The 12,029-nt window shown below is 48.6% G+C and carries 13 protein-coding genes; all 13 read left to right on the top strand.

The window, feature by feature from the left end:
- Nucleotides 1–15 precede the first annotated feature (15 nt).
- Nucleotides 16–456: a phage tail tube protein gene (locus ACH59B_RS07555; RefSeq protein ID WP_193190890.1), complete on the top strand. Its 441-nt coding sequence runs from the start codon at nt 16–18 to the stop codon at nt 454–456.
- 57 nt (nt 457–513) lie between these two features.
- On the top strand, nt 514–888 hold the full coding sequence (locus tag ACH59B_RS07560; RefSeq protein ID WP_025365262.1) for a phage tail assembly chaperone: 375 nt from the start codon (nt 514–516) through the stop codon (nt 886–888).
- A gap of 257 nt (nt 889–1,145) precedes the next feature.
- On the top strand, nt 1,146–3,119 hold the full coding sequence (locus ACH59B_RS07565) for a phage tail tape measure protein (RefSeq protein ID WP_404303586.1): 1,974 nt from the start codon (nt 1,146–1,148) through the stop codon (nt 3,117–3,119).
- 11 nt (nt 3,120–3,130) lie between these two features.
- Nucleotides 3,131–3,805: a LysM peptidoglycan-binding domain-containing protein gene (locus tag ACH59B_RS07570; RefSeq protein WP_404303587.1), complete on the top strand. Its 675-nt coding sequence runs from the start codon at nt 3,131–3,133 to the stop codon at nt 3,803–3,805.
- Nucleotides 3,805–4,950, top strand: coding sequence for a hypothetical protein (locus tag ACH59B_RS07575; RefSeq protein ID WP_404303588.1), 1,146 nt, complete (start codon nt 3,805–3,807; stop codon nt 4,948–4,950). Before ACH59B_RS07570 ends, ACH59B_RS07575 begins: the two co-directional genes overlap by 1 nt.
- On the top strand, nt 4,947–5,411 hold the full coding sequence (locus tag ACH59B_RS07580; protein ID WP_404303589.1) for a DUF2577 domain-containing protein: 465 nt from the start codon (nt 4,947–4,949) through the stop codon (nt 5,409–5,411). Before ACH59B_RS07575 ends, ACH59B_RS07580 begins: the two co-directional genes overlap by 4 nt.
- Nucleotides 5,401–5,826, top strand: coding sequence for a DUF2634 domain-containing protein (locus tag ACH59B_RS07585; protein WP_404303590.1), 426 nt, complete (start codon nt 5,401–5,403; stop codon nt 5,824–5,826). Before ACH59B_RS07580 ends, ACH59B_RS07585 begins: the two co-directional genes overlap by 11 nt.
- A 39-nt stretch (nt 5,827–5,865) precedes the next feature.
- Nucleotides 5,866–6,903, top strand: a complete 1,038-nt coding sequence (locus tag ACH59B_RS07590) for a baseplate J/gp47 family protein (protein ID WP_404303591.1) — start codon at nt 5,866–5,868, stop codon at nt 6,901–6,903.
- Nucleotides 6,900–7,457 carry a putative phage tail protein gene (locus ACH59B_RS07595; RefSeq protein WP_404303592.1) on the top strand — a complete coding sequence of 186 codons (558 nt, stop codon included), beginning with the start codon at nt 6,900–6,902 and terminating at the stop codon, nt 7,455–7,457. Before ACH59B_RS07590 ends, ACH59B_RS07595 begins: the two co-directional genes overlap by 4 nt.
- Before the next feature lies 1 nt (nt 7,458).
- Nucleotides 7,459–9,462 carry a hypothetical protein gene (locus ACH59B_RS07600; RefSeq protein ID WP_404303593.1) on the top strand — a complete coding sequence of 668 codons (2,004 nt, stop codon included), beginning with the start codon at nt 7,459–7,461 and terminating at the stop codon, nt 9,460–9,462.
- Between the two features lie 78 nt (nt 9,463–9,540).
- The gene (locus ACH59B_RS07605) at nt 9,541–10,662 is read left to right on the top strand and encodes a hypothetical protein (RefSeq protein WP_404303594.1); all 1,122 of its coding nucleotides are present in this window, start codon (nt 9,541–9,543) and stop codon (nt 10,660–10,662) included.
- Nucleotides 10,663–10,723: 61 nt separating this feature from the next.
- The gene (locus ACH59B_RS07610) at nt 10,724–11,653 is read left to right on the top strand and encodes an acetylxylan esterase (RefSeq protein ID WP_404303939.1); all 930 of its coding nucleotides are present in this window, start codon (nt 10,724–10,726) and stop codon (nt 11,651–11,653) included.
- A gap of 60 nt (nt 11,654–11,713) precedes the next feature.
- Nucleotides 11,714–12,022 (top strand): BhlA/UviB family holin-like peptide, encoded by a 309-nt coding sequence (locus tag ACH59B_RS07615; RefSeq protein ID WP_045245296.1) that lies wholly within the window; start codon nt 11,714–11,716, stop codon nt 12,020–12,022.
- The last annotated feature ends 7 nt before the right edge of the window (nt 12,023–12,029 follow it).

Consider the following 12,029-nt stretch of genomic DNA (forward strand, 5'->3'; position numbering starts at 1 on the left):
GGACGGTGAGAATAAATGGTACTAGATGCTACACGCGTCATTTCTGGCGCTTACGGTGCGGTGAACGATGCGGACGGTAACTGGATGTCCAACGTTTACTCTTGTGAGGCGAATATCGAGATCGGCTTCGAGGACGTCAAGCTCGCCGGTACACGTTGGACCGGAAATAAAGTAGTGTCGCTCAAAGGCTCCGGTTCAATCGGTAGCTACATGGTGACGTCGGAATGGATCGAAAAAATGGCGCAGGTTACGGACGACAAGAGTCCAGCATTTACTACGGAGCTTGTCGTTAAGTTGGACGATCCGGAATCGTTCGGTGCGTATCGCGTGCGGCTGAAAAACGTCACATTCGATAAAATTCCGATTATTCACTACGAGGTCGGTTCGATCGTCGAACAGGAGTTAACGTTCTTGTTCTCCGGATACGAGGTTATGGATAAAATTCGCGCGGCTTAACATACGGGGTCCTTCGGGGCCTCTTTTTAATTACGAAAATAACGGAGGTTGGCATAGATGGCTAAAGGACTTGAGGCGTTACTCGGAGCAACGACGGATTTGCAAGAAGAGGTGTACATTCCGCGTTTGAAGACGCATTTCACGATTAAGGCGCTGGACGAGGACGCGATCGAACGGGCTCGCGCGCAGGCAACCACAGGCAAAGACGGCTCTGTAGACGACGCATTACTTAACCGCTTGTTAATCGTAAAGAGCGCAGCCGATCCGGATTTTAACGATAAGGCGCTTAAAGACCATTACGAAGCGTCCGACGCAGCGGATTGCGTGAAGAAAGCGTTACTACCCGGTGAACAGGCACGTCTGATTCAGGCGGTATTGGCGCTGTCCGGTTTCGTAGGAGACGCGGAGCTTATCCAAGACGCAAAAAACTAATTAAGTCGGGCGACCCCGAGGCGTACATGCTGCACGAGATTTTTCAGCGTCACGGGATTCCGCCCGACGAAGTTTATGCAAAAAACCGGAGACACCGGATGTTTATGTACGCGTCGATGATGCTGCAACTCGAAAAGGAAGCGAAAGGTCGGCAGAACTAACGCAGAAGGGAGGTAATTCCGATTTCATTCGATTTAATCGGGCACTTGCGTCTTATCGACGACATGTCTCGTCCTCTCCGTAGAGCGATGGGCGGAATGCTCAAGTTCGGTGTAGCGGCGACAGGACTCGGTGTCGCAACTACGGGGATTGCGTTTGCGGCTGACTCCGTAAAGAAAGCGATGAGTTTCGAGTCACAGATGTCGACGATTCAGGCGTTAACCGGAGCGACCGACGAGCAAACAAAGGCCATGCAACAACTCGCACTCGAACAAGGCGCATTAACGAAATATTCCGCGCTCGAAGCCGCGCAAGGGATCGAAGAGCTTTTAAAGGCGGGCATGTCCACCGCGCAGGTCCAAGCGGGCGGTCTTAACGCAGCGCTTAACTTGGCGACGGCCGGCGGACTCGGCCTAGCGGAATCTGCGGAAATTATGTCGACCGCGCTTAACTCGTTTAAGAAAGACGGCTTAACTGCGGCGCAGGCTGCGGATATCTTGGCGGGTACTGCGAACGCTTCAGCTACGGACGTACATGATTTACGTTACTCACTAGCCGCGGTTGGTTCCGTTGCGGACGGCGTAGGGCAGTCGTTTAAGGATACGAATACAGCGCTAGGCTTGTTCGCGAATAACGGATTGAAAGGTTCAGACGCAGGTACATCGCTGAAAACGATGCTTTCGAACCTCGTGCCAATGACGGACAAGGCGTACGGTATGTTCGAAGACTTCAACCTCTTGACCGTTAACACGACGGACGCTCTTGCGTTTATGTCCAAGAAGGGAATAAAGTCGACCGGCACGTCCGTCCAGGCGGTTACGAAGGACATTGAGAAGTATGTCGCAGCGCAGACGGGGCTCAAGGTCGGAACGTCTAAGGCTGCGAAAGAAACGAAGAAGTTCCTAACAGCGAGTAATCTCGTACATTCCGCTTTTTACGATAATAAAGGCCAGATTAAAGACCTAGCGCAAGTAGCGGACTTGTTAAAGAACCGATTCGGGAAACTCACGAACGAACAGCGTCAATACTACTTGCATCAGATATTCGGGTCCGATGCGATTCGCGCGGGTAACATCCTCTTCAAAGAGGGCGCAGCGGGCGTTAAGAAGTTCCAACAAGAGATGGCGAATGTCACTGCGCTACAAGTTGCCAAGAAGAAGATGGAGGGTGCAGCAGGAAGTGTGGAGCAATTTTCCGGAGCCCTAGAGACATTGCAAATTTCAGCCTTGATGCCAACAATGCCGATTATTGCTAAACTTGCAGACGCTATGTCTAATCTTGTGATTAAGTATACTCCGCGAATCACGGCGGCCATTCAACGTGCGGTTGATACGTCTAAGGCGTACCTAAAAACGCATTTTATAAACAATCCGGAGTTTAACAAGCTTCCCGATATTAAGAGTAAAATTGCGTTCGTATTCGACGACGTAAAGAAGACGCTGTCGGAATGGTGGAACGGAGGCGCGTCCGAAAAGTTCGCGCAGTTCGGTAAGGAATCCGCAATGGCTATCGGTAAAAACTTCGCGAGTACGATCGTTAATAACCCGGAATTTGCGTTTATTCTCGGCTTATTTATTGCGGGGAAGGCGCCGAATCCGATTGGGCTTACAGTGGCGCTTGGTATTGCGGCGTCTCCGTGGGTTAAGAAAACAATAGATTTCCTGCGGACCGGATTGCGTGAGGTTAGCGGAGCAGCAGGCGGAGAGCGGTTGCTGGAGTATAATGCGCAACTCAATAGCACGCCGAAGGGCACGCCAGTAATTAAGGGTCCTACGGAGCTTAAAGCACCGTCGAGCAAAGTCGACCCTAACGATACAAGTTTATGGGCGGATTTCCGCAGAGCAACCGGGTTCGCAAGCGGTATTGATACCGTTCCGTACAACGGAATGCCCGCACGTCTCCACAAGGACGAAGCGGTCCTTACGAAGCATGAAGCGTCAGACTGGCGTGATCAGCAACGCGGCAAAGGCGGACATGGCGGTGTCGTAATTAATATGTACGGTACTACGATACGCGAGGATGCGGATATCGATAAACTAGCCCGTCAACTGGCGGTACAACTTGCGAGATAGGAGGCGATGATTTGCAGTTTTGGCTCAAGTACAATAACGGCGCGGAAGTCCTATGGCTCCCGGTTAATCCCGAGAGTATCAAAACAACGATGACCCACGGGTATGAGGACGTAGAGATATCGAATCTCGGCGAGTACACGATAATCGGCAATCAGCGCCTTCGTGAGTTCTCGTTTTCATCGTTTTTCCCGCGTGACTACAACGCCGGCTACTGTTCGTATTCGAATCTCAAGGAGCCGCGTGAGTACGTAGCGATAATTGAACGTTGGATGCGTAGTGGCAAGCCCGCACGGTTTATTATCACCGGGACCTCCGTTAATTTCGCGGTCACTATCCGAAGTTTTGAATACGAGGAGCGAGGCGGTGAGCCTGGCGATATCTACTATACACTGTCGCTGAAGGAACACGTATTTATCGAAATTGCGAAGAAATCGGACAACAAGAAGCTTACGGGCGCTGCGTCAAAGACGATGCCGAAACTCACGTCTTCAGCCAAGCGTCCGAACGCGACCGTAAAGGCGAACTCCTACACGGTCAAGGCGGGCGACTCGTTGTGGAAGATCGCGCAACGAGCGGACGTACTCGGCGACGGAGACCGCTGGCGTGAGCTTTACGCGAAAAATAAGTCCGCAATCGGTCCGAACCCTAACGTGCTCAAGCCGGGGCAGAAGTTGGTGATACCGTAATGGAAACGGGCGCAGCGCAGATTAAATTGTTGTACGACGGTAAGTATTGGATCGAACCGCTCGTTAAATCCGCCACATGGTCCGGAGACGTCTCGCAGCCACACCGTACGCTGACTATCTCGTATTCCAATACGCTGAACGCGGACGACAAAAGGATTGCGTTTGAGCTCGGGAAGGAACTTCGTTTTTACGTAGACGATGTTGGTCTCTTCCGCGGCGTTATTTTTACGTACGATATCGACGATAAAGGTGACACGACGATTACAGCGTATGACGAAAATGTGTATTTGACGAAAAACGTGGATACGCAGAAGTTCGTAGGTAAAACCGCAGGCGCGATCGTGTCCTCGCTCTGTAAATCGTTCGGAATCCCGGTCGGTACCGTTGCAAACACGGGCTACGTTATCCCGAAGCTTATCCTCCGTGATATGTCGCTGTGGGATATGATAACGACTGCCTTAACGGAAACACGCAAGCAAAATAACCGTAAGTTCATCGTTTACTCGCGTGAGGGTAAGCTTTTTTTGCGTGAGAAAAAGGACGAAATTGTCCGCTGGATGTTGGAGGATGGCGTTAACATTACGTCAGCTCGACGGTCTCAGTCAATCGAGGAAATGCGGACAGCGGTCAAGGCGCAGGGCGGCACGGATGAGAAGCCGATTACGTCTACCGCGAAGGACGCTGCGTTGATTAAAAAATATGGAATGATGCAGCACGTAGAGTCTGCGGACAGTGACGCAACCGCTTCGCAGATTCAGCAGCTTGCGAAAGCGAAACTAAAGGAACTCGGTAAAGTCGGCGAAGACGTGTCGGTAGATGCGTTAGGTATTACGCAGGTCGTTGCGGGAACTGCCGTTTATGCCTTCGAGAGCATGACGGACATTGTCGGCGGCTATTACGTAAATGCGGATACTCATACGTTTACAAACGGTATACACACGATGTCGCTTACGTTAAGTAAAACCGATGACCTGCCGAAATTGGAGTACGAAGAATCAGAGCCGAAGAAAGAAGCAGCGAAGAAGAAGAAAAAGAAAGCGAAGAAAAAATCCTCAAAGGCAAATAACAGCGGTAGCGGCAGCCCGATGAAGGTTTTAGACGTTGTCTCTGAAATGGAATCGATACGGGGAGGAGCGAAGAAATGATCGAACGAATAGACGGAGGCGGCGTATCACAATTCCGCGACGTCATTAAGCAACTCGGACACAACGTTGAAGTCGATATCGAATACGCAACAATCCTCGCTCCTCCGCCAGCTCTCCGCGTACAAGTCGATAATATGAAGATTGAACTCGACGGAGGCGACGTAATTATACCGGAACATTTGCGTGAACATACGCGGAAAGTGTCCGTTAAAGCTACGACTCCGACTACGCTCGAACTAAACCGATATACGCGCGTAACAAAGGAGACCGAATCGTCTGCGCCTGTTAATTCGAAAGCGTTCAGCGACGTGTTCAACTTCGGAGGCTTCACATCGGGCGAATTCGAGATTACGTTTCATGACACGCTGAAGGCGGGCGACCGCGTGGCCGTTGCGTCGTTTGGCGCAGGTCAGCGTTATATCGTGTTGGATCGAATAGGAGGTGGGGCCGATGGCGCTTAGTCCATTGCCGGAGGTTGACGTCAATCTCGACGAAGATTTAGACGTAGTCACCGAATCGGACGTAGAACCGAGCCGGACGTATGCGCTAGATTTGGGTAGCGGGGTAGTCGGCGGAATTATCGACGGACGCGAGGCAATTCGCCAGTTTATCCTAAAAGCGATATTAACCTCGCGTTTTCACTTTACGATTTACGATGAGGACTACGGATGTGAGCTCGAAGACTTGATCGGGCAGGATGTTCCGATGGAACTGCTTGAGACAGAAATACCTCGAGTGATAACCGAAGCACTTATTTACGACGACCGAATTGACGACGTATATGGATTCGAAATTACGCAGGAGGCGAGCGATTTGTTCGTCTCTTTTTACGTGGATACAGATACCGAGACGATACCGATGGAGGTGACGCTATAGATGTACGAGGATCAAACGAAGGCCGCGATACTACAACGAATGCTCGACGCATCTCCGGAGGATATCGACAAGCGGCAAGGCTCACTGACTAATGATTTATTGAGTCCACCGGCTATTGAGATGACAAAAATTTATACGGAACTAGATACGGTGTTAGAGGTGGGATTTACGGATACTGCTTACGGCATGTATCTGGATCGTCGCGCAGCCGACTACGGAATGAGTCGGAAGATTGCAGTAAAGGCTTCTGGGATACTGCGGTTTACTGGACCTGCGGGTACGGTAGTACCAAAGGGAACAAGCACATCGACAAGCGTCGGTGTTCCCATTTATTTCGTTACAAAGGCGGATGTGACTATCGTTGGCGCCGGCGTGTCTGTTGCTGCGGAAGCCTTCGAGGCTGGTGCCAGTGGTAACGTGAGTATCGGTGCTATAGATACGATGGTCGGAGACTTAGTTGGCATTGTTGCAGTGTCTAACGTGCTTAACTTCGAGGGCGGCGTTGACGAAGAGAGCGACGAAGCCTTTAGGCAGAGATACTTTGAGCGGGCCCGCCGACCGATTACATCTGGCAACGCGAATCACTATCGCCAGTGGGCGCTTGAAGTTCCGGGCGTCTCCGACGCTAAGATATATCCGATAGGGAACGGACCCGGGACGGTTAAGGTAGTACTTCTCGGCGACGACAAAACTTCGCCCGACTCTGCCGTAATCACCGCAGCACAAAAGTACATTGACCCGACTCAGGACGGTATGGGCGAGGGACAGGCTCCGATCGGATCAATAACTACTGTTGTAGGCGCTACTGAGCTACCTATTAATATTTCGGCAAACGTAGAGATCGCACCAGGGGCTACGCTAGACGAGGTGCGCGTGTTAATAGAAGCCGGGACAAGGACGTACCTCTCTACGCTCGCCTTCAGCGACCCAATCGTACGCATTACGCGAATTGCAAACGTACTGCTTGATATCCCTCCGATACTAGACTTTACGGATCTTACGATTAACGGCGGAACTGGTAACATAATCACATCTGGCGACCAAGTAGCCGTATTAGGGACGGTGTCGATCACGTGAGGACAGCAACCGAGATAGCACGTACAATGCGCGATTACCTCCCGAAGTATTACGAGGAATCGCTATTAGCCGGCAATCTAATAAATCGTGAGGCTGATGGGCTAGCGCGTATAGACGCCGCAGTATATGACGTATTGGACCAGTTTTTTATCGGTACAGCTACGTGGGGGCTAGCGCGATGGGAGACTATGTTCGGCGTACCTACCGATACAACGAAGACGTACGAACAGCGACGTGAAGTTTTGCGCGGTAAATTGCGTGGGTCAGGCAAGGTCACTGCGGAACTTATCCGAAATGTAGCAGCCGCATATGCAAACGGTGAGGTCGAGGTATCTGCGGACGTTCCGCGCTATACCGTAATCATTAAGTTTATTGGCGTGTTTGGCCTTCCAAGTCAAATTAATGAATTGAAGGCTACACTTCGTGATATCGTCCCGGCTCACTTGGCGATCGAGTACAACCTCCGCTACTTAACTATTGCCGAAGTCGAAGCGATGACTATATACGAAAACGAACATACAACACAAGATAAATACTTAGGGGGCGGCGCGTAAGATGGCTAGCGAGAAGACACCGAATCTTGGATTAAATCAGATCGACCGTACATCGCCAACGACAACGTATTTTGATTTAGAAAAGTATCTGGACGAAAACTGGCGCGCAGTAGACGCCTTTGCAGGTACAACTCAAGGCAAGTTAGACAAGGTAACGAGATTTGTCGTAACGTCAGATATGTACGGAGCTAACGGGGACGGGACCGATCAAACGCAAGCCATTCAGAACGCGCTAAATTATCTGGAAAGTGTAGGCGGAGGGAAGCTCATCCTCGGTGCTGGTACGTTTCTACTGAGTCTCGCTAAAAGCACGCACAGTAAGGCTTGTATTGTAATCCCGGCAGGCGTAACGATAGAAGGCTCCGGAATGGGCGTCACTATCCTCAAGCGCTTGGAGAGCGAGCGAACACAAGACGGTATACTACTCGTAAATAAGAACTACGATACCAAAGGCGGGTACACGGCCGCGGGTAACATTACACTGCGTAATTTTACGATTACTGACGGGGTTGTCACCGCAACACCGAGGACTTATGGGGATTTAATCGCATTAGGACACACGGATAACGTATTAATTGAGCGTGTAGAGTCGCTGAACCACGATCAACACTTCGTTGATATCTGCGGATCGCGTAACGTGACTATACGAGACTGCGTTTGTAACAACCAACAAGATACTTATGGTACAGCTACAATCCAAGTTGATCGAGCTAAAAATCTAGGTATATGGGGCTTGCTATTGGATGATACAAACCCTGAAGAGATAGCGATATCTGACAACAAGATCACATCCTTGTCTGACATGGTTTTGCAACTTGGGCACGACGCGTCTACCGTAAAAGATATTAGTGTAGTGGGTAATATAATCGTCTGCGCGAATACGAATAAAGGTCAGATTGCAATCGGTAACGACGATGATACATCCATATCCACCGCGGATGTCGAGGACAACCAAATCGAACTCAATAATATCAATAGCGCTGGCGTTTACCTGGTCGGTGATCCTACTAATAAATTTGAGAATATCTCGATAGCCAGCAATATTATCACAGGTAAGATGAGATCGGCTGTCTTTGTCGGTAGCTCAACCATGCCAAGTAGCTTTGCAAACTTTAGAAACGTACTGATAACCAACAACACAGTTGATATGGATATCAGGGATTCAGTCAATACACATTATATCTCTGCTATCCGCGTTAGTAACGGCGTGAGCGCGTCAATTGTAAACAATACGGTTAGGTTCGCGTGCCAAGGCGGGAACTATGCGGAGGCTAAGATTATACGTGCGGACTCTTTTAAAGACATCCTCATCAGTACAAACCAGGTTATAATGTCGGACTCAAACTCACGACAAGACGCGCAGCTTTACGGTATTCAGATCGAAATGGATTCCGCAATAGCTAATAGTCTTTACTGTAAGGCTAAGGTTATCGGCAATATGGTCCTCGGTACGGGCTATCGTTGGGGTATTTCGGAGCGCGGCGGCGTTAACGTTTCAAACTTCCTGCAAGCTACGGTTTCCGGAAATAACGTTTACGACGATAGCCCGACGCAGGGTCATTACCACGAGTCCACCCCGAGCCTCGACGGAACGAACAACGTGCAGTATGTCAATTTCGAGTCTCTCGGTTTTTCGGCAACGGGGCACGTATTGGCGGTGCAAGCGGGTAAGACGTACACGTTCGTATCCCCTATACGTAAAAGCGGAATAACGCAAACCGCTTATATACAAAAAGGGGATTTTATTTTTAATCCCGTCTCGCCTACATCGTTTAATACAGACACGGAAGAGGTACGGGGAGCCTATTGGGTTGAGGGGTCTACCACAAAAACAGTAGGAATATCATTGAGCAAAACCGTACTTGGAAATGATGCTAATGGGCGCGTAGCAAACACTATTACGATAAATACAGGAGCGGACGGATGTAATATCGCAATAGACCCTACGAACCATACTGGCGTTATACGTTCAAATGGCTACTTAATGTTGCGCATCGGAGTGTAAATTTACCAGCATCATTGACTTTACTTCCCAATTATATGTAAGGTATTAACATCTACTATTACAAGGGAAGGTTGTTAGATGATGCGCATTAAGATGCACATGTTTTGCGTAATGGTTGCTTTAATTTTAACGATGGGAATTTCCTTTACATCAGCTAGTGCTTTTAGTAATAGTTCTAAATTGCACAAAGGAAAGAATCTTGTGGTTAAAGCCGCTATGTTTGGTGCTACCGGTAATGGCAGAGACCAGACCCGAGCCTTACAGTCAGCTTTGGACTACTTAGGAAAGGTTGGGGGCGGTAAACTTATTCTTGGTAAAGGTACGTTTCTAGTAAGTCTTGCTAAAAGCGTCCATAAAAAGGCGTGTATTATAATTCCGGCGGGAGTAACAATCGAGGGTTCCGGTATGGGTGCTACCGTCATCAAAAGGCTCAGTAGTGAACGGAAGCAAAACGGGATACTTCTCGTCAATAAGGGTTACGACACAAAAGGCGAATATAAAGCAGCCGGCAATATCACCTTGCGTAATTTCACGATTACAGACGGTGATGTTACCTCCAAGCCGAGGACTTACGGGGACTTGATTGCGTTGGGACATGCGAATAATGTACTTATTGAGCGTGTCCAATCGTTAAATCATGATCAACATTTCGTAGACATTTGCGGTTCGAGAAATATAACCGTGAGAGATTCTATCAGTAATAATCTTCAAGACACCTATGGGACGGCCACAATCCAAGTTGATCGAGCTAAAAACCTAGGGATATGGGGGTTGCTACTTGACGGAACTAATCCAAAAAATATAACTATAGAGAATAACAAAATCAACTCAATGTCCGAACTGGTGTTACAACTTGGGCATGATCAATCTACTGTTGAAAATTTAAATGTAGTAAGTAACGTGATTACTGGCGCGAACACTGCTAAAGGACAAAATGCGATAGGGAAGGACGTAGATACATCGATATTGACCGCAAACATTAAAAATAATCATATAAAGCTCAATAATGCAGATAGCATCGGGATTAATCTGGTAACCGACGCAGCCAATAGACTAGATAACATTTCGTTATCTGACAATGTAATCACAGGCAAGATGCGAACAGCTACGTTTATAGATAGTGCTGTTGCGTCAACGGGTTTTGAGAACATTTTGTATTCACTTTACATTGACTTGTCTTCTGCGATGAGGGTACTCTAGTAATAAATACCTTTTGGAAGGCGTTGAGTTGATATTGCGCAGAAAGATAAGTTTCTTGTTGGTGGCACTGATCCTAATTATGACTACATCCTTTGCTTATGCTGATAAGGGGGCTACATTTAAACAGAAACTTATATCTGTTTACGGTATTCATTTGAATAACGGAAAATTGCCGGATGCTCCGGAAATTATCAACGGAGAACAGAAAAAGGTAGATGGACTAGATGTAACAGATATAACCTTTTCTAGTTTTGATGGAGAAAAGATACCTGGAGAAGTAATCTACCCGAAAGGTTTTAAAACAAATAATAAGTATCCTACAATCCTAGTATTTTCTGGACACGGTGAGATGGAAGAACTTATTTCAAAGCCTGAGTCTTACCAACATGCCGGTGCAGTAGGCCTTGCTAAAAATGGTTACCTCGTTTACGCGATGGAAAATAGAGGGATGGGCAAGCTTGCAAAGATGGGCGATCACCTGGTACTTGACGCAGTAGCGCGTTTGCACGGCGGCTCGTGGTACGGAGATATAACTACGGACGCGTTGTACCTGAGCGCAGCAGTAAACGAAGTTCCATACGTAGACAAACAACGAATTGGAACTGCTGGCGTATCTACTGGCGGAGCTCTGAGTATGTTAGTTGCTGCGTTAGACGATCGAGTGAGCGCTGCGTACGTTCAGGGCTATCTCGGCACATACGCAAAAACGTTCTCAGACGGCACTCACGATATCTGTAATAACATTAGCGGCATCCTTAACGTAGGTGAGATGTGGGACGTTGGTAATCTAATCGCACCGCGTAAGGCTCTATATGTTAACGGGGAGATGGACCACTTCCTTATCGCTGATGCACAGGTCTCTTACGCTAAAATAAAAGAGCACTATACGCAATTAGGCGTAGAAGGGAACGTATCTCTTCTCTCACCGCGTGGTGTAACGCATGAGTTTTCTACGCAAGTTGCTACGGATTTTTTCAGTAAATCTTTATAATCTATACGTTAAGCACGTCTCTATCCGGGGGCGTGCTTTTTCGTTACGGAGGCCTAACGGATGGAACAAACGTTAATAAGCGCAGCACTAAAGGACGGTATCTTCGCCGTCCTTTTTGTCGCGCTCTTTTTATATCAACTACGCGAATCCCGGCGCATCCAGGACGACGGCAAAGCGCGCGAATCTCGTATCCAGGACGAAGCAGCCGCGCGAGAACTTCGCATCAATACCGAAGCGCGGGAACGGGAGGACCGCTTGCTAAAACTCGCGGAAGGCATTACGCAGCAATTCGAAACGCTTGCAGGCCAGTACGAGACGTTACGGATTGACGTCAACGATATCAAGTCCGCAATTAAACGGGAGGGTTAACGTAAAT

Origin of the sequence: Paenibacillus sp. DP01, from assembly GCF_044784315.1 — a bacterium.
In the GTDB taxonomy this organism is placed as follows: domain Bacteria; phylum Bacillota; class Bacilli; order Paenibacillales; family Paenibacillaceae; genus Paenibacillus; species Paenibacillus polymyxa.